Here is a 25,968-nt window from a genome sequence, read left to right as displayed (position 1 = left end):
CCATGAACTCGATCCGCGTGCTCCTCGTCGACGACGACCCGCTGGTACGCGCCGGTCTGTCCTTCATGATGGGCGGCGCGGACGACATCGAGATCGTCGGCGAGGCGGCGGACGGAACCCACGTGGCCCCGCTGGTCGCCGAGCTGCGCCCCGACGTGGTCCTGATGGACATCCGCATGCCCACGATGGACGGCCTCGCGGCGACGGAGGCCCTGCGGGGGCGCCCCGACGCCCCCGAGGTCATCGTCCTCACCACGTTCCACGCCGACGAACAGGTCCTGCGGGCGCTGCGGGCCGGGGCGGCCGGGTTCGTCCTCAAGGACACCCCGCCCGCCGAGATCGTCGCGGCGGTACGGGCGGTCGCGGCGGGGGAGCCGGTGCTCTCGCCCACGGTGACGCAGCAGCTGATCACGCAGGTGACGGGGGTGGACCCTCAACAGGGCCGCCGGGAGCGGGCGTTGGAGCGGCTCGCGCTCCTGGGGGAGCGGGAGAGGGAGGTGGCGGTCGCGGTGGGCCGAGGCGCGTCGAACGCGGACATCGCGGCAGAGCTCTACCTCAGCGTGGCCACCGTCAAGGCCCACGTCTCCCGAGTCCTGACGAAGCTGGACCTCAACAACCGTGTGCAGATCGCGCTGTTGGCGCATGACGCGGGGTTGCTCGACGGGGTGGAGTAGGCCCTGGCAGACCCAGAGCGCGAGGGCGCCCGCGGCACCCTCAAGGAAAAGGAACGCGGCACCCTCAAGGAAAAGGAAGCGGTCGTCGGAGCCGACGTCTTCATCGGCGTGCCGGCTCCGGACGTCCTGGGCGCGGATGGTGTCGCGGCCATGGCCGACGGCGCCATCGTGCTCGCGCTCGCGAACCCGGCCCCGGCCCCGGCCCCCCTGACTCTCCTCCCCGGGCTCTCACCCCCCGGCGATCTCCTCCACCCGCACCAACCGCCGCTCCCGCCGCGACAGTTCACACGCCTCGGCGATCCGCAGCGCCTCCAGTGCCTCCCGCCCGTCGCAGGGGTTGGGGCGTTCACCGCGTACGACGTCGACGAACGCCGCGAGCTCCGCCTCGTACGCCGGAGCGAACCGTTCCAGGAAGCCGGGCCACGGCTTCTCGGGCGGTGGCGGGCCCGAGGGCTCCACGGACGACAGGGGTGTGCGGTCGTCGAAGCCGGCCGCGATCTGGTCGTGATCCCCGGCCAGCTCCATCCGTACGTCATAGCCCGCGCCGTTGCACCGCGTAGCCGTCGCCGTGGCGAGGGTGCCGTCGTCGAGGGTGAGGAGCGCCGCCGCCGTGTCGACGTCGTCCGCCTCGCGGAACATCGCAGGTCCGGCGTCCGACCCGGTCGCGTACACCTCCGTCACCTCACGACCCGTCACCCACCGCACCATGTCGAAGTCGTGGACCAGGCAGTCGCGGTAGAGGCCGCCGGAGAGCGGGAGGTACGCGGCAGGCGGCGGCGCCGGGTCTGAGGTCATCGCCCGGACCGTGTGCAGCCGCCCGAGCCGCCCCGACCGCACGGCCTCGCGCGCCGCCACGTACCCCGCGTCGAACCTCCGCTGGAAGCCCAGCTGAAGCACCGTGCCCGCGGATTCGACCTCCTGGAGCGCGGTGAGCGTGCCGGGCAGATCGAGGGCGATGGGCTTCTCGCAGAAGACCGGAAGCCCCGCACGCGCCGCCTTGCCGATCAGCTCGGCGTGCGCGGAGGTCGCCGCCGTGATCACCACCGCGTCTATGGCCCCGGACCGGCCGCTCCCCGTGAAGATGTCGTCCACCGAAGCCGCCGAGGCGGCGCCGATCCGTGCCGCGAGCCCTGCCGCGCGTCCGACGTCGGCGTCGGCGACGACCAGTGCTTCCACCTCAGGATGCCGATGAAGAGCCGCAGAGTGAAATGTGCCGATACGGCCCGTTCCGATCAGTCCGATGCGCATGGCTCCACCCTCGCCACGCCCCGCGATCCTGTCAATCCTTTGTCCGGACAACAGAACTTCAGAACTTCCCGTCATCATTCCCTGCGACTACGCTCCCCATGTGCCCAAATCAGCCGCCAAACCAGCCGTGGACCCGACCGTCTCCCTCCAGCTCGGCGTCGACCGCAGCAGCCCGGTCCCGCTGTACTTCCAGCTGTCCCAGCAGCTGGAGGCGGCGATCGAGCGCGGCGCCCTGACACCGGGCACCCTGCTCGGCAACGAGATCGAGCTGGCGGGGCGGCTCGGTCTCTCCAGGCCGACCGTCCGTCAGGCCATCCAGTCGCTCGTCGACAAAGGGCTGCTCGTGCGCCGCAGGGGAGTCGGCACCCAGGTCGTGCACAGCCAGGTCAAGCGCCCCCTCGAACTCAGCAGCCTCTACGACGACCTGGAGGCGGCGGGCCAGCGCCCCGAGACCCGCGTCCTGCGCAACACCGTCGAGCCCGCGTCCGCCGAGGTGGCCGCGGCACTCGGCGTCGCCGAGGGCGAGGAAGTGCACCTGGTCGAGCGGCTCCGCCTGGCCCACGGGGAGCCCATGGCCTTCCTGCGCAACCGTCTCCCGTCCGGCCTGATCGCCCTCGACACCGCACGTCTCGAAGCCACCGGTCTCTACCGCCTGATGCGTGCCGCGAGCATCACCCTGCACAGTGCGCGCCAGTCCGTGGGCGCCCGCGCCGCCACCGCCGACGAGGGCGAACGCCTCGGCGAGCCCGAAGGCGCTCCGCTGCTCACGATGCAGCGCACGACCTTCGACGACACGGGCCGCGCGGTCGAGTTCGGCTCGCACATCTACCGGGCCTCGCGCTACTCCTTCGAGTTCCAGCTCCTCGTACGGCCGTAGATCGTAGGCCCGTGGAGGCCGTATCGCTGGGGGCCGTATGGCCGATTCGGCGGCAAAGAGGGGCGGGGGGGGGGCGGCCCCCCCGCCCCCCCCCCCCCCCCGCCGCCCCGCCCCGCCCGCCCCCGCGCCCCCGCCCACCCCCGCCCGCCCCCGGCCGGGCCCGCCCCTCGCGTTTCATGAGCGCTTCATGAGCGCTTCATGAGCACTGCATACGTGCGCTATGGGCACCTCATGAGCGCATCACCATCGGTACCAGCGGCCCTTTCTGCCGCCGCTCGCAGCCGGGCGGATCACAAAGCCCAGCAGCCACACCACGAGCAGGATCACCGCGACCCACCACAGGGCCTTGAGCGCGAAACCCGCACCGAAGAGGATCAGAGCCAGAAGAAGAACCAGAATCAGGGGAACCATTGTTATCAACCTCCTGGCCACCGCGTGCTCCTGGGCCTGACCTACAAACACACAAAAGGTGTGTTTCTTTCCGGTGTTGAAGGGCACGCGCGGCCGCTCGGGAAGGCACACGTGGCCTCTTGATCCGATCGCGTTGATGATGTTTGCCGGGCAGTTGAGCGGCTACCCGAACCGGCAGCACATGAAGTCGATGCCAAGGGAGCGTGAGCGGACATGACCGCCAACGAGAAGGCCAAGGCGAAGACCGAGCAGGTCACCGGTGCTGCCAAGGAAGCCGCCGGACGGGCCGTGGGCAACGAACGCCTCACCGCCGAAGGCCGCGCCCAGCAGGCGAAGGGCGACGCGCGCCAGGCCAAGGAGAAGACCAAGGACATCGGCAAACACTGAAGACCGCGCGACCGCGCAACTGACGACCGCGCAACTGACGACCGCGCGACCGCGCGACCGCGCGACAGTGTCGGGGCCGCCCCAGGATTCGGGGCGGCCCCGACCCGTGTATACCAACTCGCCAACAGTCGTCAGAATGTTCTGACAAACCCATTGACGCTGCCGCGCGCCCGCCGCTAGAACTCCCCCAGCCGCACCAGGGCGGCCGGGAGAAGAGGTGGTCCCACCATGCGAACCCCCAGGCGCAGAGCCCGCACGGCAGCGGCTCTCATAGCGGTGATCGCGCTCGCGGCCGGGTGCAGCGGCTCCGGCGGCAAGGACGGCGAGGGCAAGTCGGGCGACGGCGGCGGAAGCGGCGAAGGCGTGGACACGCCACGCCTCAAGATCGCCATGGTCACGCACTCCGGCGAGGGCGACACCTTCTGGGACATCGTCCAGAGCGGCGCCAAGCAGGCGGCCCGCAAGGACAACGTCGACTTCCTCTACTCCAACGACAAAGAGGCCAAGGGGCAGGCCGAGCTCGTCCAGTCGGCGATCGACAAGAAGGTCGACGGCATCGTCGTCACGCTGGCCAAGCCCCAGGCGATGAAGGCGGTACTGGGTAAAGCCGAGGCCGCCGGGATACCGGTCGTCACGATCAACTCCGGCGGCGAGTTCTCCGCCGGCTTCGGCGCGCTGAGCCACATCGGGCAGGACGAGTCGGTGGCGGGCGAGGCCGTGGGTGACGAGCTCAACAGACGCGGCAAGAAGAAGGCCCTCTGCGTCATCCACGAACAGGGCAACGTCTCACTCGAGCAGCGCTGCGCGGGCGTGAAGAAGACCTTCAAGGGCTCGGTGGCGAACCTCAACGTCCAAGGCACCGACGCGCCCGGCTCCCAGTCCTCCATCAGCGCGAAGCTCCAGGCCACCAAGGACATCGACGCCGTCGTCACGCTCGGCGCGCCGATCGCCGCCTACTCGGTGAAGGCCAAGGAAGACGCGAAGAGCAAGGCGGAGGTCGACACCTTCGACCTGAACGCCGAGGTCGTCAGGCGCCTCAAGGCCAAGGAGGTCGCCTTCGCCGTCGATCAGCAGCCCTACCTCCAGGGCTATCTCGCCATCGACGAACTGTGGCTCTACAAGACCAACGCGAACGTCCTCGGAGGCGGCAAGCCCGTCCTCACCGGGCCCGCGATCGTCACTGAGAAGGACGTGCCGAAGCTGGAGAAGTACACGGCCCGCGGTACCCGATGAACACACGCGTGATCCGCGTGGTCGATACTTGGGCGGCTGGGGCCGGGGATCCGGACCGGCCTCATCGAAGAGCAGAGCTAGAAGGGCACGGCGTCGTGGCAAGGGTTCAGACAGGGGTACGTGCGGTGGGCGCCGTGCTGGTCGCGGTGCTCGGGGTATCCCTCGCGGGGTGCAGCAGCACCGGCGGCAAGCGCGCCGAGGACGCACGCAAGGCGGCAACGGCACAGGGCAAGGCAGCGGTGAACACGCCGAACTGGACGTTCGGGATGGTGACCCACTCGGGTGACGGCGACACGTTCTGGGACATCGTCCAGAGCGGTGCCGAGCAGGCCGCGGTCAAGGACAACATCAAGTTCCTCTACGCCCACAACGCCGAGGCCCAGCAGCAGGCCCAGCTCGTGGACTCGTACATCGACAAGAAGGTCGACGGCATCATCGTCAGCCTCGCCAAGCCCGCCGCGATGAAGGGCGCCCTGGCCCGCGCCAAGAAGGCCGGCATCCCGGTGATCACCGTGAACTCCGGCTCCGCGGAGTCCAAGGAGTTCGGCGCGCTCACCCACATCGGCCAGGACGAGACGATCGCGGGCGAGGCCGTCGGCGACGAGCTCAACAAGCGCGGCAAGAAGAAGGCGCTCTGCATCCTGCACGAGCAGGGCAACGTCGGGCACGAGCAGCGCTGCGAGGGCGCCAAGAAGACCTTCGACGGCAAGATGCAGAACCTGTACGTGACCGGCACGAACATGCCCGACGTGCAGTCCTCCATCGAGGCCAGGCTCCAGTCCGACAAGTCCGTCGACTCGGTCGTCACGCTCGGCGCGCCCTTCGCGGACGCCGCGGTGAAGGCCAAGGACAGCGCGGGCAGCAAGGCGGAGGTCGACACCTTCGACCTGAACGAGAAGGTCGCGGCGGGCCTGAAGTCCGGCACCCTCGGCTTCGCCGTCGATCAGCAGCCCTACCTCCAGGGCTACGAGGCCGTGGACCTGCTCTGGCTCTACAAGTACAACGCCGATGTGCTCGGCGGCGGCAAGCCGGTCCTGACCGGACCGCAGATCATCACCAAGGATCAGGCCGCCGAGCTGGAGGAATACGCGAAGCGAGGGACCCGATGACAGCGACAGCTCCGGCGCCCGCGCCTTCCCCGGGCCCTGCGGACACCAAGACGGACGAGCGCCTCCTGAAGTCCTCGCCGCTGAAGAAGCTGATGGGCCGCCCCGAGCTCGGCTCCGTCGTCGGCGCCATCGCCGTCTTCATCTTCTTCGCGGTCGCCGCGGACAGCTTCCTTCAGGCCACCAGCCTGGCCACGGTGCTCTACGCGGCATCGACGCTGGGCATCATGGCGGTGCCGGTGGCGCTCCTGATGATCGGCGGCGAGTTCGACCTGTCGGCGGGCGTCATGGTGACGACCTCCGCGCTGGTCTCGTCGATGTTCAGCTACCAGATGACGGCCAACGTCTGGGTCGGCGTGCTCGTCTCGCTGGTCGTCACCCTCGCGATCGGCGTCTTCAACGGCGTGATGCTGACACGCACCGACCCGCCGAGCTTCATCATCACGCTCGGTACGTTCCTGATGCTGACCGGCATGAACCTCGGCTTCACCAAGCTGATCAGCGGCACGGTCTCCACGAAGTCGATCGCCGACATGGAGGGCTTCTCCTCCGCGAAGAACGTCTTCGCCTCGACGCTCACCATCGGCGGCGTCGACTTCAAGATCACGATCCTCTGGTGGCTCGGCCTGATCGCGGTCGCCACCTGGGTCCTGCTCCGCACCCGCGTCGGCAACTGGATCTTCGCGGTCGGCGGCGGCGAGGAGGCGGCCCGCGCGGTCGGCGTGCCGGTCGCCATCACCAAGATCGGCCTGTACATGGGCGTCGCCTTCGGCGCCTGGGTCTCGGGCCAGCACCTGCTCTTCTCGTACGACGTCGTCCAGTCCGGAGAGGGCGTCGGCAACGAGCTGATCTACATCATCGCGGCCGTTATCGGCGGCTGTCTGATCACCGGAGGCTACGGCTCCGCGGTCGGTGCGGCCGTCGGCGCCCTGATCTTCGGCATGGTCAGCAAGGGCATCGTGTTCGCCGAGTGGAACCCGGACTGGTTCAAGTTCTTCCTCGGAGTGATGCTGCTCCTGGCGACCCTGCTCAACCACTGGGTCCGCAAGCGCGCGGAGGCGACGAAGTGACCACCGACACGACCGACGTCACTGACAAGGTGCCGGAGCCCGAGCCGGACCGCACCCCGCTCGTCGAGCTCGACGACGTCAGTAAGTACTACGGCAACATCCGCGCCCTCGAAGGCGTCTCCCTGGAGGTCCACGCGGGTGAGATCTCCTGCGTCCTCGGCGACAACGGCGCGGGCAAGTCGACCCTCATCAAGATCATCGCGGGCCTGCACCGGCACGACGCCGGAGATTTCCGCATCGACGGCGAGGACGCGAGGCTCGGCTCGCCGCGCGAGGCCCTGGACCGCGGGATCGCCACGGTCTACCAGGACCTCGCCGTGGTCCCGCTGATGCCGGTATGGCGCAACTTCTTCCTCGGCTCCGAGCCGACGAAGGGCGCGGGCCCCTTCAAGCGCCTGGACGTCGACCTCATGCGCAGGACGACCCGCGCGGAGCTGCTCCGCATGGGCATCGACCTGCGCGACGTCGACCAGCCCATCGGCACCCTGTCGGGCGGTGAGCGCCAGTGCGTGGCGATCGCGCGCGCCGTCTACTTCGGCGCCAAGGTCCTGGTCCTCGACGAGCCGACGGCGGCGCTCGGCGTCAAGCAGTCGGGCGTCGTCCTGAAGTACGTGGCGGCCGCCAGGGACGCGGGCCTCGGAGTGGTTTTGATCACCCACAACCCGCACCACGCGTACCTGGTCGGCAACCGCTTCGTCCTCCTCAAGCGCGGCACGATGTTCGGCAGCTACGCGCGCGACGAGGTCACCCTGGATGAACTGACCCGCCAGATGGCGGGCGGCAGCGAGCTGGATGACTTGCGTCATGAGCTGGCGGACAAGGCTCCGTAGCCCCCGTCGGGGGCGCGGGGAACCGCGCGCTCAGCCCTGAAAGTGCCGCAGTCGCCTCTGCCCGCCGACCCGGCGGACGCGACTGCGGCTCCGGCGTGGTCGCTCGCGCGGTTCCCCGCGCCCCTGACGGGGCGCAGCGTGCCCGTTGTGCGCGCCCCCGCGAGCGTGAGGCAGAATCGCCGCAATGAGCACCTACCGCGACCTCGCGCACCGCGGCTCCGCCCGAGCCACCGTTCTGCGGACCGTGGGCACGCGTGAGCGCCGATCCCATCTGACGGCGCCCCGCGTCCCCACCGTCGGCATCGACATCGGCGGCACGAAGGTGATGGCGGGCGTCGTCGACGCCGACGGCAACATCCTGGAGACGCTCCGTACGGAGACCCCGGACAAGTCCAAGAGCCCCAAGGTCGTCGAGGACACCATCGTCGAGCTGGTCCTCGACCTCTCCGACCGGCACGACGTGCACGCGGTGGGCATCGGCGCGGCGGGCTGGGTCGACGCGGACCGCAACCGCGTCCTGTTCGCCCCGCACCTGTCCTGGCGCAACGAACCCCTGCGCGACCGCATCTCGGGCCGCCTCGCGGTCCCCGTGCTCGTGGACAACGACGCGAACACGGCCGCGTGGGCGGAGTGGCGCTTCGGCGCGGCCCGCGGCGAGGACCACCTGGTCATGATCACCCTCGGCACGGGCATCGGCGGCGCGATCCTGGAGGACGGCCAGGTCAAGCGCGGCAAGTTCGGCGTGGCCGGGGAGTTCGGCCATATGCAGGTGGTCCCCGGCGGCCACCGCTGCCCGTGCGGAAACCGTGGCTGCTGGGAGCAGTACAGCTCGGGAAACGCGCTGGTCAGGGAGGCCCGCGAGCTGGCGGCGGCCGATTCCCCGGTCGCGTACGGGATCATCGAGCGGGTCAAGGGCAACATCCCCGACATCACGGGCCCCCTGATCACCGAGCTGGCCCGCGACGGTGACGCGATGTGCGTGGAACTGCTCCAGGACATCGGCCAGTGGCTGGGCGTCGGCATCGCGAACCTCGCGGCGGCCCTCGACCCCTCCTGCTTCGTGATCGGCGGCGGCGTCTCGGCCGCCGACGACCTTCTGATCGGCCCGGCGCGGGACGCGTTCCGCCGCCAGCTGACGGGGCGCGGCTACCGCCCCGAGGCCCGTATCGCCCGCGCGCAACTGGGCCCCGAGGCGGGCATGGTGGGCGCGGCCGACCTGGCCCGCCTGGTGGCCCGCCGCTTCCGCCGGGCGAACCGCCGCCGGGTGGAGCGCCACGAACGTTACGAGCGCTACGTGGAAGCGATCCGCACCAACGACAGCACCTCACAGGGGACTCAGTAAGCGATGACCGTGCCCCGCCAGCCCTCGTCCCCGGAATCCCCGGACTCTCCGAGCTCCCCGGATCCCGCCGGCGAGGGCGGTGGCCCCCGTGAGGGCCGCCGCCACATGATCCGCCGCCGCTGGCTGACGGCCACGATCATCGTGCTCCTGATCGGCGTACCGGCCGGTTATCTGGTGATCTCCGCGAACCAGAGCCGCAACAGCGGACGCGACAAGGAGGCCAAGTACTCCGCGACCGGCCTCACCGCGGGCTGGCCCTCCAAGGTGCAGCGCCGCCTCTACGACGTGCCGATCGCCCCGTACTCCAGGGAAGTCGCCTACTACGAGACGAACAACTGGCGCACCAGCCGCCTGTACGCCCAGTTCCTGACGAGCAACAAGGGCCTGGACACGTTCCTCAAGCAGATCGGCACGAACACCACGGAGCTGAAGAGGAACGACATCACGATCAGCAAGCGCGATCGCAAGGTGGTCGGCTGGGAGTTCACGGACCCGGGCCCCTGGCTGGGTCTCACCCACAAGAAGAAGGACCCGGCGCCGACCCTCGACGTGGTGGTGAACCGCGTCAACCGCGACCACCCGATGGTGTATGTAGTGTCTACGACAACCCCGTAACTGGCGTGTTTCATCCGCGAGTTGCCAAGGGGGTGGCTCGTACGATGACGCCCATGATCTCCATAGAGAAGTCCGACGGGGCATCCGAAGAGGAGTACGACAGACGCCGACGTGCCCAGTGGCTGTCGGGGGAGGCGCGGGCGGACGGGGTCGCGCGCAGGGACATGCTGCGGCTGCTCGCCGCGGCGGGCGCCGTGAGCGGGATTGCGGGCGGTGCCTCGGCCCTCGGCGCACCCCGGGCACAGGCGGCGACCGGCACGGCCGCAACCGCGACCGCGGCGGCCGCCGGAATCGTGAAACCCCTCCCCGCGGACCGCTTCACGATCCGGGGCACGAACGCGGAGACCAAGTTCGAGGCGCTCGCCGGGACGCCCTTCCACACCCCCGCATCCCACTTCTTCGTACGCAACCACACGGCGACGCCGAGCCTGGACGCGACGACGTGGAGGCTCAGGGTCTGGGGCGACGGCCTGAAGGACGGCAAGGCGCACGAGTTCACGCTCGCGGACCTCAAACGCCTCCCGTCGACGTCGCGCACCGCCTTCGTCGAATGCGCGGGCAACGGCAGAAGCTTCTTCACGAGCCAACAGGGCCAGTCGGCGTCGGGCACGGCCTGGACCCTGGGTGCGATCGGCAACGCCCGCTGGCGCGGCGTGCGCCTCTCCGAGGTCCTGCGCCGGGCAGGCGTGTCGCGCCACGCGGTGGACGTGATGCCGAGGGGGCTCGACGCGGAGTACGTCACGGACGACGGCACGAACCTGGGAAAGGTCCGCCGCCCGCTCCCGCTCGCCAAGGCGCTGGACGACGTGATCCTCGCGTACGAGATGAACGGCGCCCCACTCCCTCCGGATCACGGTTACCCGGTGAGGGTCCTGGTCCCGGCGTGGGTGGGCATCGCGTCGATCAAATGGGTGGGCGACATCGAGGTCTCGTCGAAGCCGCTCTACTCCCCGTGGAACACGCTCTTCTACCGCCTGTTCGGCGAGCACTATCCCCCGGAGGGCAGCGCCCCCCTGACCCACCAGACCGTGAAGTCGGCCTTCGAACTCCCCTGGAACGCGGGCATAGAGGCGGCGGCCACCCACCACCTCACCGGCCGCTCATGGTCGGCGACGGGCGCGATCGCGCGGGTGGACATCAGCACGGACGGGGGCACGACATGGCACCGGGCCCGTCTCAAGGACACGCCCCACCGCGCCACGTGGACCCGCTGGACCACCCCGTGGCACCCCAGGACTCCGGGCCCGACCACACTTCTGGCCCGCGCCACGGACACCACGGGGCGCACCCAGCCGGAGGCGACGGCGCACAACGCGCAGGGTTATCTGTTCGACGCGGTGGTGCGGCACGCGGTGACGGTGGTGTGAGAGCCGTGCGAGCCCGCAGGGCCCGCACGGCCCGCTCCTACCCGGCCGCACTCCACCCCTCATAGACGGCCGCACCCACCGCCAGGTCCTCCCAGGCCATCCCCGCCGACTTGAACAACCGGGGCCGGCCCTCGGCCACTTCCACCTCGCCCCGCACCAACTCACCCAGAGTCCGCAGCCGCCCCACGTCGAAGGCCCCGGCGTCCACCGCGAGCACGATGTCTCCGCACTCCCGCAGCGCGACGCCGTGCGACTCCGCCACCACGAGACCGCGCCCCAGGAGCCCCTCGTCCACTTCGCGCGCGTCCGGTTCGTGCGAGCCCACCGCCGCGACCGTCGCGTGGGCGGGGAGCAGCGCGCTGTCGAAGAGTGGTTCGCGGGCCGTGGTGCAGCAGCAGACCACGTCGGCGGTCGCGACGTCCGCCGGGGTCGCGGGCGCCGCCGAGAGCCCCGCCTCGCGGCACCGCTCCACGAAGGCCGCCACCCGCTCGGGGCTGCGCGCCACCACGTCCACGTGGGCCAGCGTCGGCCGCACCGCGCGGACCGCCTCCACATGGCCCCAGGCCTGGGGGCCGGTACCGAAGACCAGCAGGCGTCCGGCGTCCGGGACCGCCAGGTGGTTGATCGCCGCCCCCGAGACCGCGGGGGTGCGCAGGGACGTCAGCGCGATGCCGTCGAGGAGGGCCAGGGGCTTGTGGGTCGCGCCGTCCAGGAGGAGGTACACGCCCTGGATGCGGGGGAGGTCACGGGCCGGGTTCCCCGGCGTGACCGTGGCGATCTTCACGCCCGTGTACGACGTCGTCGACGACGGCATCAGCAGAAGCTGACCGCCCGGCACGCCCACGACTCCCCGCGGAGGTTCCGCCTCCGGATCCAGGCCCGCCTTGAGGACGGCTTCCACCGCCTCGATCGCCGTGGACATCGTGACGATCCGGGCCATCGCACCGGCGTCGATGTAGGGCGGGGCCTCGCTCATGACTGGTTCCTTTCGGGGCCGGATGCTCAGGGCTGTCGCCCGGAGCCGTCCGCCCGCATCGCGTCGCGTCACTTCACACTCATGATCACTCCCTGATGGAACACCTCCACCGCCGGGTCGACACCGCGGATGAATCGGCCTTCCGCCGAGCGGGCGCTGGACCGGATCGGCCCGGCACTGTCAGGTCTGCGACGACGCGCACCGGCATCGGGCAAGGACCTCTTCCGCAATCTCGTACTCAATGTGATCGCCGATGCGCCGGGCGAGATGACCGTCGGGGGCCTCGCCGCCGAAATGGGCGTCGCTCAGCCCGTGGTCGGCCGGACCGTCACCGCCTGCACGGAAGACGGACCGCTGCGCCGGGCGGCGTCGGCCCCGGCCCCGCGCGGGGCGAGGCCGGACCGGCTCAGCAGGCCTGCTTGTGCGTGGTGCGGTCACGGCGGCGGCGCGCCCCGAAGCGTCCCCGGCCCCCGTCGCGGTGATCGTGCCGGTCGGCCGGCGGAGCGGGTAGGCGAGGCGCCCCGCCGCTGCTCGGACTGGCGGGGGCCCTGCCACTGGGCAGGGCGCGGCTGTAGGTGTGCAGGGCGATGCTTTCGGCGTGGTGGGTGTTGAGAGAGCGGATCACGTACGCGGCGACGGTGATCAGGAGCAGGAAGGCGGCTGCGGTGAGAGCGGCGTCCATCGTGGTCACCGCCTGGTGTCCGTGCGGACGGCGTGGGTGGAGACGGCGCCGCCCTCGTACTCCCAGGACTCCTGCGCGCTCTGCGGCTTGTCGCCCGCGGCCAGGTCGCGCGCGGTCTCGGCGGCGATGAGATCGGTGGCGCTCAGCGGGGGCCCGTCCTGGACGCAGGCGGCGCTCATGAGCCGGGCGGCGCTCGCGTCATCCGTCTCGGGCGGGATCACCAGCAGGTCCCACCGGCCGGTCCCGTAGGACAGCAACAGCAGCTTGTGCGGGTCGAGTTCAGGGGTGAACCAGCCGACCTTCAGCACGCGGTTGTGGACGGTCACCTTGTGCGGGACGGTGGGCCAGAGCATCGGATTCACGGCGACGCGGGTGATGCGGCCCCACAGTGGATCGAGTTCGTCCGCCAGGGCGGGGAGTTCGGCGGTCAGGTCGCGCGAGCGGGGCCACCAGGCGCCGTCGAGGAGGCCGTTGCCCGTCGGGGACTTCAGTGCCACGCGGGCGGTGGGTGCCGGAAGAGGCATGGTGGTGCGGGAGGGCGTGAAGGTCGCGATCATGGTGCGAACCCGTCTTCGGAGCGACATGACGGCCGCTCTCGATGCCAGATGGTCACCGAGGACGAGACCCGCGTGGATGCCGGAGTGCGAAGTGCCCTTGGTGCCTCCACGGTACTCCTGCGGACCGGCTCGGTGACGAGTCCGTCGCCGCCCGTTGTCGGCCTCCCTGCCGGCAGGGAGGCCGGGCGCGGGGCGAGCCGATCGGGCGGGTACGCGTCGGACCGGCCGGTGACGGCCGAACTCGACGGTGGGTGCGTTCATGGCGCACGCTCTTCCGCGGGGCCGCGTGATGACAGGGGCCCGGGGCCGTGGTGCGCCGGAAGTGACGTCGAACGGAATCGGCGTACGAGGAGCACCTGAAGAGCTCCGGCGTACGTCCGGTCCGTTCCCGGAGGAGTACCGTGAAGGTGGCGAGGGCGTGCGTATGCCGGTGCCCGATCACCCCGGAGCGCCCGCCCTTTCCCCTCGCCACCCGTTCAGGGGCAGCCCCCGACCCCGGCCGCGCCATCCGCATCCAGGCCGAGGAGCCCGTATATGTCCTTGAACTCCGTCACACACACCGCCGCCCTCCCGCCGGACCGGAACTACGACGGCAACTCCCCGTTCCCTGAGGGGAGTTCGATGCCCCCGCGGGAGGGCGGGGAGCGCCTGTCCGTGGCGGTTACGGCGTTGATCGTCACGCTGCCGTTCGTGGCGCTCGGCGCCACCGGCTGGCTGCTGTGGGGGCGTCTGATCCATCCCGGGGACATCGTGCTCGGGGTCGCCCTGTACGTGCTCACAGGACTCGGTGTCACGGTCGGCTTCCACCGCGGTCTCACGCACGGCAGCTACCGGGCCGTCCGCCCCGTGCGCGTCGCTCTCGCGGTGGCCGGGTCGATGAGCTTCCAGGGCGATGTCGTCGGCTGGGTCGCCACGCACCGCCGCCACCACGCGTTCACCGACCGCCCGGGCGACCCGCACTCCCCGTACCGCTACGGCACGCATCTGCGGGGCCAGTTGCGTGGTCTGCTGCACGCGCACATCGGCTGGCTGTTCCGCAACGACCCTACGTCGGCCGAGCGTTACGCCCCGGACCTGCTGGCCGACCGTGACATCCGTGCGGTCTCCCGCGCCTTTCCGGCGCTGTGCCTTCTCACCCTCGCCTTGCCGCTCGGCATGGGCTGGGCAATCGGCGGCAGCTGGCTCCACGGAGTGACCGGACTGCTGTGGGCGGGACTTGTCCGTATCGCGTTGCTGCATCACGTCACCTGGAGCGTGAACTCGCTGTGCCACATGATCGGTGAGCGCCCGTTCCGCACCCGGCGCCACGACCGGGCCACCAACCTGTGGCCGCTCGCCCTGATCTCCTTCGGCGAGAGCTGGCACAACCTCCACCACGCCGACCCGACCAGCGCCCGGCACGGAGTGGGACGAGGTCAGCTCGACCCGTCGGCCGCTGCCATCCGCCTCCTCGAACGCCTCGGCCTCGTGCACGACGTGTGCTGGCCGACGCCCGCCCGCGTCGCCGCCCGCCGCGTCTGACGGCTTCCTCCGAACCACCCTCAAGCACCCGCAACCACACCTCCACGCACAGCAGTCGGCAGGAGCAGCACCTCATGACACTCGCACCGATCTCCCCGCTTCCCTCCCAGCCACTGCTCCGCCTGCGCCTGGCGCCCCCCGTCGGTGGGCCCCGCGCTATCGACGGGGCATGGTGGCCGCGCTCGTACGACCTGCTCACCGAACTCCCCGCGCTGCTCGCCGGGTTGCCCCGCGCCTGGGGTCAGATCGCCAGCGTCGTACTCAACGGCGCGGCGTGGCCGCCGACGCCGGGACGGATGATCGTCGCCGGTCGGGTCGTGCGCCTGCGAAGGCGCCGGACCGCCACCGCCGCGCACACCGTCGTCCTTATCGCCCCCGGCCACGGGCGCTGGGACCTGATTGTCGTCCCTCCGGATGCGACCGGGGAGGCCGCGGAGCCGATCATGGCGCGAGCGGCGCGGGAGAGAGGAAACCGTCACTACGCGTGACGGACGGACCGTGCGCCTCGGTCGCCCCCAACTGTCCGATCCGGCCCCAACTGCCCGATCCGGAAGGAAAGCAGCCGCACCCGCGACGCCGACACGCGTGGTTCCCGGCGCCGCGTCCCGCCGGACAGTCAGCACCGACGGCGTCCGGAGCCGCCCGGCGGCCTGCGTCGAGGGCCCGCTGGAAGCGCATGACGAGCGTGTCCCCATGACGAGGGCCGGATCAAGAGGGCAGGACCCCGCGGCAGAACGTGCTCAGGCCGGCCGCGCTACTGATAGCGGGCCCGATTATGGGAAGTGTGAGGCCAAGCTTCATGGCGAGCCCTTTCGGTGTTCCGTCAACCGCTTGGTCAGACGGGAAGCTCGGTGATGCTGAGGGCGAAGTTCAAGTTGCCCACCCCGTGGTTGGCGAGGCCCACCGTGACCACGCCCGCTCCTTCCAGCCAGTGCGCCATCTTCAGGCCGCCGACGTCCAGCGGGCGCATCCCGAGGCTCTCGATGAACGCCTCCACACTCGCCTTGGCCTGCGCATCATCGCCGGCGATGAAGATGTCGGGCCGACTCTTCTCCAGGACATGGCGGAAGACGGTGTTGAACGCCTTCACCACGCTGGTGCCGGCCGGGGCCGCCTTGGCGACTTCCTGCGCGATGGAGGTCTCCTCGCGGTGGGCCAGCCCGTCGAACGTGGAGTTGAAGGGGTTGCTGATGTCGACGATGACCTTGCCCGCGAGAGCCTCTCCGTACTGGACGATGACTGGTACGACGCCGTCGTACAGCAGGGCCACGATGACGATGTCCCCGGCCGGGGCGGTGCCCCATTCTCCCGTCGTGGTGCCGCCGCCGAGGGCCTTGGCCAGGTCGGTGGCCTTGGATTGATCGCGGCCCATGACCTCGACGGTGTTGCCGCCCGCTATGGCCCGCGCGCCGATGGTGCGGGCCATGTTCCCGGTGCCGATGATGCTGATGTTGCTCATGAGGTGTCCTGTCCTGGTTGTGGGTTGTTCGGTTCAGATGGCGGTGGTGCCGCCATCGGCGACGAGTTCCATGCCGTTGACGTAGCTGGAGTCGTCGGAGGCGAGGAAGAGGGCGGCGGTGGCGATCTCGTCGGGGTGGCCCATCTGGCCGCGGGGGATGAGGGACTCGAACTGGCGCTTGGTGGCCTCGTCGAAGAGCTCTGCCTGCTTGGCAGTGGCGACCTGGCCGGGGGTCAGGACGTTGACGCGGATGCGGCGGTCCTTGAGCTCGTTGAGCCAGACGCGGGCCCAGGCTTGCTGGACGGCCTTGCTGCCGGCGTAGACGCTCCAGCCGGGGAAGGCGCCGAGGGAGGCGTTGGAGCCGGTCATGAGGATGGAGCCGCCGTCGTTGAGGAGCGGGAGTGCCTTCTGGACGGTGAACAGGGTGCCGCGGGCGTTGAGCCCGAACCAGGTGTCGAACTGGGCCTCGGTGATCTCGCCGAGCGGAGCGGGCTCGCCCCCGCCGGCGCTGGCCCACAGCACGTCGAGGCTTCCCTTCTCCCGCTTGACGGTGTCGTACAGGCGGTCCAGGTCGTCCATGTCGGCGGCGTCGCCCTGGACGCCGGTGACGTTGCGGCCGATCTGCTTCACGGCCTCGTCCAGGGCGTCCTGGCGGCGGCCGGTGATGAAGACGTGCGCTCCCTCGTCGACGAACAGCTTCGCGCCGGCCAGCGCCATGCCGGTGGTGCCGCCGGTGATGACCGCAACCTTGCCGTCGAGCTTTCCCATAGTCGTTCCCTTGGGTCGGTGGTGCCGTATGTACCTGGGGCGACGATGTTAAGTACACCGTCCTGTGTGCTTAACGTAGGGGGCGGGCAGCCGGGACGCAAGCTATGTACACCGGTCGTTATCCAACTGGGGTAGGGTGGGCTCATGACGGAGCTGGAGAAGGGCCCCACGGGCAGCCGCCGGGGCCGGGGCGCCCGCGAGCGCATCCTCGGCGCATCCCGGCAGTTGTTCCGCGAGCAGGGCATCAGCCGCACCGGGATGGACCAGTTGTGCGCGGCGGCCGAGGTGTCCAAGCGCACGGCCTACCAGCACTTCGGAGGCAAGGACGAACTCGTCGCCGAGTACCTGCGCCGGTTCGACCCCTCCGTTCTGTCCGGCGTGTTCGACCGCACCGACCTCACGCCCCGCGAACGGCTCCTCGCCGCCTTCGACATCCCCCCCACCACCCCCCTGTGCCCCTACATCGCCGCTGCCGTCGAACTCCACGACCCCCAGCACCCCGCGTCCAAGTACGCGCGCGACTACAAGAAGGCCGTCGCCGTGCGGCTCGCCGACACCGCCCGCGAAGCCGGCGCCGCCGACCCCGAACGGCTCGGCGAGCAGCTCGCGCTGCTCATCGACGGCGCCGCGGCCCGCACCCGGGTCCTCGACGCCGACGCCTTCCCCACCGCCGCCGCCATCGCCGCCGTCCTCATCGACAACGCCATCCCCGCCACTGCCGGCGATGACCGGCGACGGGAGGAAGCGTCGAGTTGACGTGGCACTCCGCGGCCGGGCCGGACGCGCGGGACGAGAAGTCGGGTGCCGGCTTTTGGGCCCCGCCGGGGCAGCCGTATGCCCGCAGATCTGGGCGCAGGACTGGGTCGAGCGGCGAGCTGTCGGCGACACGACTCGTCGCGACTACGAGGGTTTCTTTCGCAACCACCTCGTGCCGCGCCTGAGGCAGCGGCCCCTGGCCGGTCTGGCGCGGCACGACTTCGAACAGTTCGCCAAGAATCATCCGCTGCCGAGCGCCTGGGGTCGCCGTCGTACGGTCCTGCGCAACGCAATGCGGCCGGCACCCCTCATCGCGGCGGGACGGTGCAGGTCAAAAGGGGGCTGACTCTTCGGAGTTGGGCCCCTCGACTTTTACCGTGCTGGATTCGTGCTGGGTGCTGACGGACCCTGCGGGGGCCAGGGGTGTGCGAGTTGTCAGGCGAGGGCTACTAACCTCCTAGATCCCGTCTGCAACACTCGTTCCCCACACGGATAACGCCCGTTGCGGAAACAAATCTCTGCCTCCCCGACGTTGTCGATCTCCTGGGCGGCAAGGGGGGTGGTCTGCATGAAGCTGTTCCGTACGGACACAGCGAGACGCGGCGTGACCTCGGTCACGCCGCGTCTCGCTGAGGTCGAGGCAGATGTGCGGGGTCTCGTCGAGGCGCACATGGAGACGCTGCTGGGGGTGCGGTTCCTGGCAAGCGAATACGGCACGGGACCGGTCCACGGGGGCCGGATCGATGCGCTGGGGTTGGACGAGAACGGGTCGTGAGATATGAGAGGGTCAAGCGAGTGAGTGAGACACCGATGAACAGCCTTCAATACCGCTTTGACGGGCCGGAAGACGCTCCTGTCCTGATCTTGGGTCCCTCACTGGGCACCACATGGCACATGTGGGACCGGCAGGTGCCCGAGCTGGTCAAGCAGTGGCGGGTGTTCCGATTCGACATGCCCGGACACGGTGGTGCCCCCGCACGCCCCTGCGGGTCCGTCGGCGAGATCGCCCAGCGGCTGCTCGCCACCCTCGACGAGGTCGGCGTGCAGCACTTCGGCTACGCGGGCTGCGCGTTCGGTGGCGCGATCGGCGCCGAGCTCGCCCTGCGGCACCCCCAGCGCGTCGCCTCCCTGGCGCTGATATCCGCCTCTCCGCGCTTCGGTAGCGCCGACGAGTTCCGCCAGCGCGGGGTCATAGTGCGGAGCAACGGGCTCGATCCCATCGCGCGTACGTCCCCCGATCGCTGGTTCACGCCCGGCTTCGCCGCCGCGCAGCCCGCGATCACCGACTGGGCCGTACAGATGGTGCGCACGACCGACCCGGGCTGCTACATCGCCGCCTGCGAGGCGCTCGCCGCCTTCGACGTGCGTGCCGAACTGGGGCGGATCGGGGCCCCCACCCTCGTTCTGGTGGGGTCGGAGGACCAGGTCACCGGGCAGGGCGAGGCCCGTACCCTCGTCGCCGGCATCCCGGACGCCCGCCTCGCCGTCGTGCCGGGTGCCTCCCATCTGGCTCCCGTCGAGCAGCCCGCGGCCGTCACCGACCTGCTCGTACGGCACTTCTCCACCGCCTGGCAGCTCGCCACCGACGGCACCGGGACGCACGCGGCGATCAGCGCACCGCCCGTCAAGCCGGTGCTCGCCCCGCCGCTGCCCGTCTTCCCGGTCGCCGAGATCGGCCCCACGGAGCAGCCCGAAGCCGTCGGCGGCGGTCGCCCCGACCCGTACGAGGCGGGGATCAAGGTCCGCCGCGAGGTGCTCGGCGACGCGCACGTCGACCGCGCGCTCGCCGCGGCGGAAGACTTCTCCACGGACTTCCAGGAGCTCATCACGCGCTACGCCTGGGGCGAGGTCTGGAACCGGCCCGGCCTCGACCGGCGCTCCCGCAGCTGCGTCACGCTCACCGCGCTAGTCGCGGGCGGTCACCTGGACGAGCTGGCCTTCCACACCCGCGCCGCCCTGCGCAACGGCCTCACCCCGCAGGAGATCAAGGAAGTCCTTCTCCAGGCGGCCGTCTACTGCGGCGTTCCCGCGGCGAACTCCGCCTTCAAGGTCGCCCAGGCAGTGATCCGAGAGGAAACCACGCCCCAGGAGTAGCAGGATGGGGGCATGACGACTGCCGCGAAGCGCATCAAGCTGACGAAGAAGACACACGCCTGTGTCCGCCTGGAGCGGGACGGCCGGAGTCTCGTCATCGACCCGGGCACCTTCAGCGAACAGGACGCGGCGCTCGGCGCCGACGCGATCCTCGTCACGCACGAGCACATCGACCACTTCAACGAGGACCGGCTGCGCGCCGGAATGGAGGCCAATCCGGCCGCCGAGATCTGGACCCTGCGCTCCGTCGCGGAGAAGATCTCGGCCGCCTTCCCCGGCCGGGTGCACACCGTCGGGCACGGCGACACCTTCACGGCCGCCGGATTCGACGTGCAGGTGCACGGCGAACTGCACGCCGTGATCCACCCGGACATCCCGCGGATCACCAACGTCGGCTATCTGGTCGACGGTTCCGTCTTCCACCCGGGCGACGCGCTGACCGTTCCCGATCAGCCGGTGGAGACGCTGATGCTGCCGGTGATGGCGCCCTGGAGCAAGATCTCCGAGGTCATCGACTACGTGCGCGAGGTCAAGCCGCAGCGCGCCTACGACGTCCACGACGCGCTGCTCACCGACCTGGCCCGGCCGATCTACGACTCGCAGATCGGGTCCCTCGGCGGCGCTGAGCACCTGCGGCTCACTCCGGGGGAGTCCGCCGAACTCTGACCGGCCGGACTGAGAGTGTCAGTGGCGGCCGGTAGGTTGTGAAGCATGCGCATCGCCACCTGGAACGTGAACTCGATCACCGCTCGACTGCCGAGGCTGCTCGCCTGGCTGGAGAGCAGCGGTACGGATGTGCTGTGCATCCAGGAGACCAAGACCACCGCCGAGGGCTTCCCCACCGAGGCGCTGCGCGAGCTCGGGTACGAGTCGGCGGTGAACGCCACAGGACGGTGGAACGGCGTCGCGCTGGTCTCCCGGGTGGGCCTCGACGACGTGACGGTCGGCCTGCCCGGCGGCCCGGAGTACGACGGGGTGCGGGAGCCGCGCGCGATCTCCGCGACCTGCGGCCCCGCACGGGTCTGGTCGGTGTACGTGCCGAACGGCCGCGAGGTGGAGCACGCCCACTACGCGTACAAGCTCCAGTGGTTCGAGGCCCTGAAGGCCGCGGTGGCCGACGACTCCGCGGGCGCGCGGCCGTTCGCGGTGCTCGGGGACTTCAATGTGGCCCCGACCGACGAGGACGTGTGGGACCCCGCCCTGTTCGAGGGCGCCACCCATGTGACCCCCGCCGAGCGCGCGGCCCTCGCGGCACTGCGGGACGCGGGGCTCTCCGACGTCATGCCGCGGCCTCTCAAGTACGCGCATCCCTTCACCTTCTGGGACTACCGCGAGCTCGGATTCCCCAAGAACAAGGGCATGCGCATCGACCTGGTGTACGGGAACGAGCCGTTCACCAAGGCGGTGACGGATTCGTACGTCGACCGCGAGGAGCGCAAGGGCAAGGGCGCGTCCGACCACGCCCCGGTCGTGGTGGACCTGGAGCTCTAGGCGGGGGCAGGGGCGGAGGAGGGGGGCCAGTGAGCCTCCCCCCGGGCCCCGCCCCGCCCGGCAGGGCGGCTACTCCGGAACCAGCGCCCCCAGATCCACCGACTCCGCCATCGCCGCGAGCCCCGCGTCCCCGGGATGCAGATGGTCCCCGCTGTCGTACGCGGCACGGATCCGCGCCGGATTCCCCGGATCCCGCAGCACCGCGTCGAAGTCCAGGACGGCGTCGAAGTCGGCGCCGCCCCGCAGATAGCTGTTGATCTTCATCCGCTCCGCGTCCGCCGCCGCCGTGCACAGGGACTCGCCCTGGCACGGCGCGATCGTCGCCGCGACCACCCGCAGGCCCCGCGCGTGTGCCCGCTCGGCGAGCTCCCGCATCCCGGCCGTCACCTGATCCGCCGACGCGCCCCACCGAACGTCGTTGACGCCCTCGAAGACGACCACCGTACGGACCGACGTCTGGGCGAACACATCACGGTCAAGGCGGTGCAGCGCGCTCACGCCGCCCGTGTCGGTGGAGGCGCCGTCGCCGGGATAGCGGTCCGCGATCACGCGATTCGCCGAGATCCCCTGGTTGAGCACCCCGAAGCGCGGGACCTCGTCCTGTCGAAGGAGCCGGGTCGCGAGCACGTTGGGCCAGCGGTGATTCGCGTCCTGCGTCGACCTCACACCGTCCGTGATGGAGTCGCCGAGCAGCACCACGGAGCCGGGTCCGCCCGCCACGTCGACTCCCGTGAGCAGCGGCCAGGTCGAGATCGTGGACGTGTACGCCGCCGGGGAGCCCTCCGCGGCGTGATCGCCGGGGCCGCTCACGTACGAGGTCTGGATGGCCTGGCTGTGGACGGGCGCGGTCATCACCGCCTCCGGGAGGTGGAAGCTCACCAGGAGGTTCGTGTCCTCGGGCACGTCGAAGTCGAGCGGGTCACTGAAAGCCTGTGCGCCTGCTGGGAGTCGGGTGCCGGTCCGGCCGTTGAAGGACAGCGGCTGCGGCTCGCCCCGCGCCCCCGCGCCGGACTCCTGCACCGCCACCGTCGCACTCCCGATCCGTACCGGCGCCGAGGCGAACGTGTTGTCGAGCCGGATCCGCACCCGCGGCCCGCCCGTGCTCGTGTGGACGACGAGGCGCACGGTCCGGTCGGCCCACGGACCCACCGCCGTGTACCCGGCCGTCGACGCCGACCAGCTGCCGGTCCACCCCTTCGCCGCCTGCCGCACGGAGAGCGAGAAGACATGCAGATCAGGGGCGCCGGGGTCCTTCGGCAGGGTCACCGCGGCGACCTCGCGCCCGCGCGCCACCGGTACGGTCACGACGTACAGCCGTGCCTTCTCGGCGAGTTGGCCGCCCGGGGTGTTCACATGCGGCAGCGCGACCGCCTTCGTGGCGAGCGGGCCCGCGCGCCAGTCGGGCGCCGTCAGGCGGTACGTCCCCTTCGATCCGTCCCGGTAGCGCACCGTCCCCGTGCCGCTCGCCTCGCCGCCCGTGCCCGCGACCAGGAACGCCAGAGCGTCCCCGCGCCCGCGCACCCGCACGGACTGCCCGTCGGCACGGACGTTGTCCGCCCTGCCCGCGCCCGTGCGGGGCCAGGTCAGGCGTGCCCCGTCCACGGCGAGCGAACGCCCCGGAGTCCAGCCCGCCGCCGCCAGATCCCGCGCGGAGAGCGAGCCGCCCGAACCGTCGAAGTCCGCGTCACCGGGACGTGCGTCGTCACTGATCGCCCTGTTGTCGAAGAGCCGCTCCAGAGGGAGCGGCCCGGGTCTGTGCGGGGCGGCCTGCGCCGCCGCCACGGGTACGACAGTGGCGAGCACCGCGAGTACGGCTGCCGCTCCCCATGAACGCCGGCCTGGACGGTGGAGCATGAAGACCCCCATGGCTGTAGCTGACGTGACGACAGGTGCGCATGAAGCTAAGGAGACCGGAGAGAAGCGTCAATGAGGTGCGCGTGAACATGACCCGAACTCGCCGGGATTCCAGGGTGATCGCGATGGGTGCGGTGGGGCCGTCCGGGTCCGGGCCCTCGCGGCATATGCCCATGCGCACATCGCGCCGTGCGTGGCGCGATTCACCTGATTCCGTGATCAACTGATGCAGGATAGATTCCTGGAGATACGGACATCCGCGGCCCGGGAACGGGGAGGCGGGTGGCAGATGATCTTGTGCGGCCGCGTGTCGACGAGGGTCCGGCGGGGCGAGCCCGGCCGATCCGTCGAAGGCCACAACCGCCCCACCAGCCGCGCTTCCGGCGCAGACAATCATTGGAGAGGCCGATCATGAACATCTCCTTCTTCGGCAGGTGGCGCCGCCAGGAGTCCGCGGACCCGGCCTCAGGGCTCGCCTCGGCGTTCGACGCGGACCCGGCAGGTGTTGCCGAACTCCTCGCCGAATGCGAGCTGCTGCGTTCCCAGGCCGCGACCGCCGGTCTCGAACTCGACGACTCGCCCGCCTCGTTGAGCGCCCTCGACCAGCTCCTGCCGCGCTGGCGCGACGACCCCGAGATGCTGCCCTGGCTCGGCAACGACGCGGGCCTGTACCTGGGTTCGGTCATCGTCCGTACGGTGCCTGGCACCACCTGGCACGTCTGGCCCGGCGGCAGTGCCGTCGTGCGGCTCGCGTCGGGGCGGGAGATCCCGGTGGTGGAGGCGGGCCTCGACTGGGCGGTGCAGGGCGCGCCCGAGCTGTCCCAGGTCTACGCGGAGGCCTCGGAAGCGTAGCCGGACCCCGGGCGCGGGATGACGTAACTACAAGTACGGTTAATGCCTATACGTGCGTGTCGTCCAGTAAGTCCCGTTTTCGCGTGGATAGTTTGCGCGGACCGACACCGCCAAGAGTGGGCAGGGCAGGGCATGGCCGTCGATCCGCTGATCGAGCTGCGTGATGTGAACAAGTACTACGGGGAGTTGCATGTCCTCCAGGACATCAACCTCACCGTCGGCAAGGGGGAGGTGGTCGTGGTCATCGGCCCGTCAGGGTCGGGGAAATCAACGCTCTGCAGGACGATCAACAGGCTTGAGACGATCCAGTCGGGAGCCATCGCACTGGACGGGCAGCCACTTCCGAGCGAGGGCAAGGCGCTCGCCACGCTCCGCGCCGACGTCGGCATGGTGTTCCAGTCCTTCAACCTCTTCGCGCACAAGACGGTGCTGCAGAACGTCTCCCTCGCGCCGGTCAAGGTGCGCAGCCGCAAGAAGGACGAGGCCGAGCGCCGCTCCCGTGAGCTCCTGGAGCGGGTGGGCCTCGCGAATCAGGCCGACAAGTACCCCGCGCAGCTCTCGGGCGGCCAGCAGCAGCGTGTGGCCATCGCACGCGCGCTCGCCATGGAGCCCAAGGTGATGCTCTTCGACGAGCCGACGTCGGCCCTGGACCCCGAGATGATCAATGAAGTGCTCGAGGTCATGCAGGGTCTCGCCCGCGACGGCATGACCATGGTCGTCGTCACCCACGAGATGGGCTTCGCCCGCTCGGCCGCCAACCGCGTCGTCTTCATGGCCGACGGCCGCATCGTCGAGGACCGGGCCCCCGAGGAGTTCTTCAACAACCCGGAGAGCGACCGTGCCAAGGACTTCCTCTCCAAGATCCTCAAGCACTGACGGGGGGCCAGGCATGATGCGTACGACACGTCTGCTCGCGGCGCTCGTCATCGCCGCCTGCGCCGCGACCGCCTGCGGCAAGGAGGGCAGCCCCCCGGTGAAGGGGCCGCAGCCCGACGAACTGCCCAAGTACCAGGTCGCGACGGGATTCACGCTGCCGGACTCCGGCACCTGGAGGAAGGCCAAGAGGCGCGGCCACCTCGTCGTCGGGGCCAAGGAGGACCAGCCGTTCCTCGGCGAGAAGAACCCCGCCACAGGGGCGTACTCCGGCTTCGACATCGAGATCGCCAAGATGGTCTCGGCCTCGCTCGGCCTCGACCCGAAGTCGATCACGTTCAAGACGATCGCGTCGGCGAACCGCGAGACCGCCCTGCAGAACGGGCAGATCGACTACTACGTCGGCACCTACACCGTCAACGACCTCCGCAAGAAGCTCGTCGGCTTCGGCGGTCCCTACTACATGGCGGGGCAGGGACTGCTCGTGCGCTCCGACGAGGACGACATCGACGGGCCGCGTGACCTGGACGGCAAGCGGGTCTGCTCGGCGGCGGGATCGACTCCCTACCAGCGCATCCAGAAGGACTACCCCAAGGCCACGCTCATCGCGTACGACACGTACTCGGTCTGCGTCGACAACCTGCTGACCTATCAGGTCGACGCCGTCACCACCGACGACGCGATCCTCATCGGGTACGCGGCCAAGGTGCCCGACGAGCTCAAGGTGGTCGGCAAGCCGTTCTCCGAGGAGCCCTACGGCATCGGCGTCCCCAAGGGCGACACCGCCCTGCGGTTCGCCGTCGACGACGCGCTCGCCGCCCGGGAGAAGAACGGCGACTGGAAGAAGGCCTACGACGCCACGCTCGGCCTCTCCGGGGTCCCGGCCCCGAAGCCACCCGCCATCGACCGCTACCCGGCCAGCTGA

27 protein-coding genes and 3 pseudogenes are annotated in these 25,968 nt (G+C 70.3%); 22 read left to right on the top strand and 8 right to left on the bottom strand.

All coding sequences use genetic code 11. The features are described from left to right. The first annotated feature begins 2 nt into the window (after positions 1-2). Positions 3-674 (top strand): response regulator, encoded by a 672-nt coding sequence (locus tag ACFVXC_RS03375; protein ID WP_389900967.1) that lies wholly within the window; start codon positions 3-5, stop codon positions 672-674. A 27-nt stretch (positions 675-701) separates the two neighbouring features. Further along, a pseudogene (locus tag ACFVXC_RS03370) lies at positions 702-881 on the top strand (NAD-dependent malic enzyme); the annotation flags it as partial. Between the two features lie 21 nt (positions 882-902). Here the strand turns inward: ACFVXC_RS03370 and ACFVXC_RS03365 are convergent. Further along, positions 903-1,922 carry a Gfo/Idh/MocA family oxidoreductase gene (locus ACFVXC_RS03365; RefSeq protein WP_389900965.1) on the bottom strand — a complete coding sequence of 340 codons (1,020 nt, stop codon included), beginning with the start codon at positions 1,920-1,922 and terminating at the stop codon, positions 903-905. 127 nt (positions 1,923-2,049) lie between these two features. Between ACFVXC_RS03365 and ACFVXC_RS03360 the strand changes: the two genes are divergently transcribed. Further along, positions 2,050-2,799: a GntR family transcriptional regulator gene (locus ACFVXC_RS03360; protein ID WP_389901564.1), complete on the top strand. Its 750-nt coding sequence runs from the start codon at positions 2,050-2,052 to the stop codon at positions 2,797-2,799. Between the two features lie 240 nt (positions 2,800-3,039). Here the strand turns inward: ACFVXC_RS03360 and ACFVXC_RS03355 are convergent, their stop codons facing one another. Further along, on the bottom strand, positions 3,040-3,210 hold the full coding sequence (locus ACFVXC_RS03355) for a hydrophobic protein (RefSeq protein WP_389901562.1): 171 nt from the start codon (positions 3,208-3,210) through the stop codon (positions 3,040-3,042). A gap of 213 nt (positions 3,211-3,423) precedes the next feature. On the opposite strand from ACFVXC_RS03355, the gene ACFVXC_RS03350 reads away from it, so the two are divergent. The 8 genes from ACFVXC_RS03350 (at position 3,424) to ACFVXC_RS03315 (ending at position 11,160) form a co-directional block, all read left to right on the top strand. Then, complete coding sequence (locus tag ACFVXC_RS03350) at positions 3,424-3,597, top strand: CsbD family protein (RefSeq protein WP_389900964.1); 174 nt, start codon at positions 3,424-3,426, stop codon at positions 3,595-3,597. Positions 3,598-3,825: 228 nt separating this feature from the next. Beyond that, positions 3,826-4,830, top strand: coding sequence for a sugar ABC transporter substrate-binding protein (locus ACFVXC_RS03345; protein ID WP_389900962.1), 1,005 nt, complete (start codon positions 3,826-3,828; stop codon positions 4,828-4,830). A gap of 95 nt (positions 4,831-4,925) precedes the next feature. Beyond that, the gene (locus tag ACFVXC_RS03340; RefSeq protein ID WP_389900960.1) at positions 4,926-5,939 is read left to right on the top strand and encodes a sugar ABC transporter substrate-binding protein; all 1,014 of its coding nucleotides are present in this window, start codon (positions 4,926-4,928) and stop codon (positions 5,937-5,939) included. Beyond that, positions 5,936-7,006, top strand: coding sequence for an ABC transporter permease (locus ACFVXC_RS03335; RefSeq protein ID WP_389900958.1), 1,071 nt, complete (start codon positions 5,936-5,938; stop codon positions 7,004-7,006). Before ACFVXC_RS03340 ends, ACFVXC_RS03335 begins: the two co-directional genes overlap by 4 nt. Beyond that, positions 7,003-7,836, top strand: coding sequence for an ATP-binding cassette domain-containing protein (locus tag ACFVXC_RS03330; RefSeq protein WP_389900956.1), 834 nt, complete (start codon positions 7,003-7,005; stop codon positions 7,834-7,836). The genes ACFVXC_RS03335 and ACFVXC_RS03330 overlap by 4 nt, the downstream gene beginning before the upstream one ends. A 184-nt stretch (positions 7,837-8,020) precedes the next feature. Further along, positions 8,021-9,178: an ROK family glucokinase gene (locus tag ACFVXC_RS03325; protein WP_389900954.1), complete on the top strand. Its 1,158-nt coding sequence runs from the start codon at positions 8,021-8,023 to the stop codon at positions 9,176-9,178. A 3-nt stretch (positions 9,179-9,181) separates the two neighbouring features. Next, positions 9,182-9,793, top strand: a complete 612-nt coding sequence (locus tag ACFVXC_RS03320) for a sugar kinase (RefSeq protein ID WP_389900952.1) — start codon at positions 9,182-9,184, stop codon at positions 9,791-9,793. 53 nt (positions 9,794-9,846) lie between these two features. Beyond that, positions 9,847-11,160 carry a molybdopterin-dependent oxidoreductase gene (locus ACFVXC_RS03315; protein ID WP_389900950.1) on the top strand — a complete coding sequence of 438 codons (1,314 nt, stop codon included), beginning with the start codon at positions 9,847-9,849 and terminating at the stop codon, positions 11,158-11,160. Positions 11,161-11,197: 37 nt separating this feature from the next. Here ACFVXC_RS03315 and ACFVXC_RS03310 read toward each other — a convergent pair whose 3' ends face one another. Beyond that, the gene (locus ACFVXC_RS03310; RefSeq protein WP_389900948.1) at positions 11,198-12,136 is read right to left on the bottom strand and encodes an ornithine cyclodeaminase family protein; all 939 of its coding nucleotides are present in this window, start codon (positions 12,134-12,136) and stop codon (positions 11,198-11,200) included. 129 nt (positions 12,137-12,265) lie between these two features. Between ACFVXC_RS03310 and ACFVXC_RS03305 the strand changes: the two are divergent. Continuing rightward, positions 12,266-12,508: pseudogene (locus ACFVXC_RS03305) on the top strand (MarR family transcriptional regulator); the annotation flags it as partial. Positions 12,509-12,542: 34 nt separating this feature from the next. Here ACFVXC_RS03305 and ACFVXC_RS03300 read toward each other — a convergent pair. Both ACFVXC_RS03300 and ACFVXC_RS03295 read right to left on the bottom strand, forming a co-directional pair. After that, a complete protein-coding gene (locus tag ACFVXC_RS03300; RefSeq protein ID WP_389901561.1) occupies positions 12,543-12,818 on the bottom strand; it encodes a hypothetical protein in 276 nt (91 codons plus the stop codon). A gap of 5 nt (positions 12,819-12,823) precedes the next feature. Further along, a complete protein-coding gene (locus ACFVXC_RS03295; RefSeq protein ID WP_389900946.1) occupies positions 12,824-13,375 on the bottom strand; it encodes a DUF5994 family protein in 552 nt (183 codons plus the stop codon). A gap of 534 nt (positions 13,376-13,909) precedes the next feature. Here ACFVXC_RS03295 and ACFVXC_RS03290 point away from each other — a divergent pair. Both ACFVXC_RS03290 and ACFVXC_RS03285 read left to right on the top strand, forming a co-directional pair. Continuing rightward, the gene (locus ACFVXC_RS03290; protein ID WP_389900945.1) at positions 13,910-14,896 is read left to right on the top strand and encodes an acyl-CoA desaturase; all 987 of its coding nucleotides are present in this window, start codon (positions 13,910-13,912) and stop codon (positions 14,894-14,896) included. 74 nt (positions 14,897-14,970) lie between these two features. Beyond that, positions 14,971-15,384: a DUF5994 family protein gene (locus ACFVXC_RS03285; RefSeq protein ID WP_389900943.1), complete on the top strand. Its 414-nt coding sequence runs from the start codon at positions 14,971-14,973 to the stop codon at positions 15,382-15,384. A 347-nt stretch (positions 15,385-15,731) separates the two neighbouring features. Here the strand turns inward: ACFVXC_RS03285 and ACFVXC_RS03280 are convergent, their stop codons facing one another. Further along, positions 15,732-16,355 carry an NADPH-dependent F420 reductase gene (locus ACFVXC_RS03280; RefSeq protein WP_389900942.1) on the bottom strand — a complete coding sequence of 208 codons (624 nt, stop codon included), beginning with the start codon at positions 16,353-16,355 and terminating at the stop codon, positions 15,732-15,734. A gap of 33 nt (positions 16,356-16,388) precedes the next feature. Further along, positions 16,389-17,123 (bottom strand): SDR family NAD(P)-dependent oxidoreductase, encoded by a 735-nt coding sequence (locus tag ACFVXC_RS03275; RefSeq protein WP_389900940.1) that lies wholly within the window; start codon positions 17,121-17,123, stop codon positions 16,389-16,391. Between the two features lie 144 nt (positions 17,124-17,267). On the opposite strand from ACFVXC_RS03275, the gene ACFVXC_RS03270 reads away from it, so the two are divergent. The 5 genes and pseudogenes from ACFVXC_RS03270 (at position 17,268) to ACFVXC_RS03250 (ending at position 21,464) form a co-directional block, all read left to right on the top strand. Continuing rightward, the gene (locus ACFVXC_RS03270; protein WP_389900938.1) at positions 17,268-17,879 is read left to right on the top strand and encodes a TetR/AcrR family transcriptional regulator; all 612 of its coding nucleotides are present in this window, start codon (positions 17,268-17,270) and stop codon (positions 17,877-17,879) included. A gap of 568 nt (positions 17,880-18,447) precedes the next feature. Beyond that, positions 18,448-18,651 (top strand): annotated as a pseudogene (locus ACFVXC_RS03265) (transporter); the annotation flags it as partial. Positions 18,652-18,674: 23 nt separating this feature from the next. After that, positions 18,675-19,973: a 4-carboxymuconolactone decarboxylase gene (gene pcaC / locus ACFVXC_RS03260; RefSeq protein WP_389900936.1), complete on the top strand. Its 1,299-nt coding sequence runs from the start codon at positions 18,675-18,677 to the stop codon at positions 19,971-19,973. Positions 19,974-20,006: 33 nt separating this feature from the next. Next, positions 20,007-20,639 (top strand): MBL fold metallo-hydrolase, encoded by a 633-nt coding sequence (locus ACFVXC_RS03255; protein ID WP_389901559.1) that lies wholly within the window; start codon positions 20,007-20,009, stop codon positions 20,637-20,639. A 45-nt stretch (positions 20,640-20,684) separates the two neighbouring features. Beyond that, the gene (locus tag ACFVXC_RS03250) at positions 20,685-21,464 is read left to right on the top strand and encodes an exodeoxyribonuclease III (RefSeq protein WP_389900934.1); all 780 of its coding nucleotides are present in this window, start codon (positions 20,685-20,687) and stop codon (positions 21,462-21,464) included. Between the two features lie 69 nt (positions 21,465-21,533). On the opposite strand, the gene ACFVXC_RS03245 is transcribed toward ACFVXC_RS03250, so the two are convergent. Further along, positions 21,534-23,318 (bottom strand): SGNH/GDSL hydrolase family protein, encoded by a 1,785-nt coding sequence (locus ACFVXC_RS03245; RefSeq protein WP_389900932.1) that lies wholly within the window; start codon positions 23,316-23,318, stop codon positions 21,534-21,536. 411 nt (positions 23,319-23,729) lie between these two features. Here ACFVXC_RS03245 and ACFVXC_RS03240 point away from each other — a divergent pair, with 411 nt between their 5' ends. The 3 genes from ACFVXC_RS03240 to ACFVXC_RS03230 all read left to right on the top strand — a co-directional run bounded on the left by ACFVXC_RS03240 (position 23,730) and on the right by ACFVXC_RS03230 (position 25,968). Beyond that, positions 23,730-24,170 (top strand): DUF6278 family protein, encoded by a 441-nt coding sequence (locus ACFVXC_RS03240; RefSeq protein WP_389900930.1) that lies wholly within the window; start codon positions 23,730-23,732, stop codon positions 24,168-24,170. Positions 24,171-24,302: 132 nt separating this feature from the next. Next, positions 24,303-25,046 (top strand): amino acid ABC transporter ATP-binding protein, encoded by a 744-nt coding sequence (locus tag ACFVXC_RS03235; protein WP_389900928.1) that lies wholly within the window; start codon positions 24,303-24,305, stop codon positions 25,044-25,046. Positions 25,047-25,062: 16 nt separating this feature from the next. Next, entirely contained in the window at positions 25,063-25,968 is a 906-nt protein-coding gene (locus ACFVXC_RS03230) for a glutamate ABC transporter substrate-binding protein (RefSeq protein WP_389901558.1), read from the top strand.

It is taken from the genome of Streptomyces sp. NPDC058257 (genome assembly GCF_042881845.1).
In the GTDB taxonomy this organism is placed as follows: domain Bacteria; phylum Actinomycetota; class Actinomycetes; order Streptomycetales; family Streptomycetaceae; genus Streptomyces.
The sequence above is the reverse complement of the archived record's forward strand: the minus strand, read 5'-3'. Positions and strand labels throughout refer to the sequence as shown.

What these genes read in the sequence shown, in the direction of transcription:
- ACFVXC_RS03375 (WP_389900967.1), top strand. Translation starts at nt 3, where the DNA reads ATGAACTCGATCCGCGTGCTCCTCGTCGACGACGACCCGCTGGTACGC.
- ACFVXC_RS03365 (WP_389900965.1), bottom strand. Translation starts at nt 1,922, where the DNA reads ATGCGCATCGGACTGATCGGAACGGGCCGTATCGGCACATTTCACTCT.
- ACFVXC_RS03355 (WP_389901562.1), bottom strand. Translation starts at nt 3,210, where the DNA reads ATGGTTCCCCTGATTCTGGTTCTTCTTCTGGCTCTGATCCTCTTCGGT.
- ACFVXC_RS03350 (WP_389900964.1), top strand. Translation starts at nt 3,424, where the DNA reads ATGACCGCCAACGAGAAGGCCAAGGCGAAGACCGAGCAGGTCACCGGT.
- ACFVXC_RS03345 (WP_389900962.1), top strand. Translation starts at nt 3,826, where the DNA reads ATGCGAACCCCCAGGCGCAGAGCCCGCACGGCAGCGGCTCTCATAGCG.
- ACFVXC_RS03335 (WP_389900958.1), top strand. Translation starts at nt 5,936, where the DNA reads ATGACAGCGACAGCTCCGGCGCCCGCGCCTTCCCCGGGCCCTGCGGAC.
- ACFVXC_RS03325 (WP_389900954.1), top strand. Translation starts at nt 8,021, where the DNA reads ATGAGCACCTACCGCGACCTCGCGCACCGCGGCTCCGCCCGAGCCACC.
- ACFVXC_RS03320 (WP_389900952.1), top strand. Translation starts at nt 9,182, where the DNA reads ATGACCGTGCCCCGCCAGCCCTCGTCCCCGGAATCCCCGGACTCTCCG.
- ACFVXC_RS03315 (WP_389900950.1), top strand. Translation starts at nt 9,847, where the DNA reads ATGATCTCCATAGAGAAGTCCGACGGGGCATCCGAAGAGGAGTACGAC.
- ACFVXC_RS03310 (WP_389900948.1), bottom strand. Translation starts at nt 12,136, where the DNA reads ATGAGCGAGGCCCCGCCCTACATCGACGCCGGTGCGATGGCCCGGATC.
- ACFVXC_RS03300 (WP_389901561.1), bottom strand. Translation starts at nt 12,818, where the DNA reads ATGGACGCCGCTCTCACCGCAGCCGCCTTCCTGCTCCTGATCACCGTC.
- ACFVXC_RS03295 (WP_389900946.1), bottom strand. Translation starts at nt 13,375, where the DNA reads ATGATCGCGACCTTCACGCCCTCCCGCACCACCATGCCTCTTCCGGCA.
- ACFVXC_RS03290 (WP_389900945.1), top strand. Translation starts at nt 13,910, where the DNA reads ATGTCCTTGAACTCCGTCACACACACCGCCGCCCTCCCGCCGGACCGG.
- ACFVXC_RS03285 (WP_389900943.1), top strand. Translation starts at nt 14,971, where the DNA reads ATGACACTCGCACCGATCTCCCCGCTTCCCTCCCAGCCACTGCTCCGC.
- ACFVXC_RS03280 (WP_389900942.1), bottom strand. Translation starts at nt 16,355, where the DNA reads ATGAGCAACATCAGCATCATCGGCACCGGGAACATGGCCCGCACCATC.
- ACFVXC_RS03275 (WP_389900940.1), bottom strand. Translation starts at nt 17,123, where the DNA reads ATGGGAAAGCTCGACGGCAAGGTTGCGGTCATCACCGGCGGCACCACC.
- ACFVXC_RS03270 (WP_389900938.1), top strand. Translation starts at nt 17,268, where the DNA reads ATGACGGAGCTGGAGAAGGGCCCCACGGGCAGCCGCCGGGGCCGGGGC.
- ACFVXC_RS03250 (WP_389900934.1), top strand. Translation starts at nt 20,685, where the DNA reads ATGCGCATCGCCACCTGGAACGTGAACTCGATCACCGCTCGACTGCCG.
- ACFVXC_RS03245 (WP_389900932.1), bottom strand. Translation starts at nt 23,318, where the DNA reads ATGCTCCACCGTCCAGGCCGGCGTTCATGGGGAGCGGCAGCCGTACTC.
- ACFVXC_RS03240 (WP_389900930.1), top strand. Translation starts at nt 23,730, where the DNA reads ATGAACATCTCCTTCTTCGGCAGGTGGCGCCGCCAGGAGTCCGCGGAC.
- ACFVXC_RS03235 (WP_389900928.1), top strand. Translation starts at nt 24,303, where the DNA reads ATGGCCGTCGATCCGCTGATCGAGCTGCGTGATGTGAACAAGTACTAC.
- ACFVXC_RS03230 (WP_389901558.1), top strand. Translation starts at nt 25,063, where the DNA reads ATGCGTACGACACGTCTGCTCGCGGCGCTCGTCATCGCCGCCTGCGCC.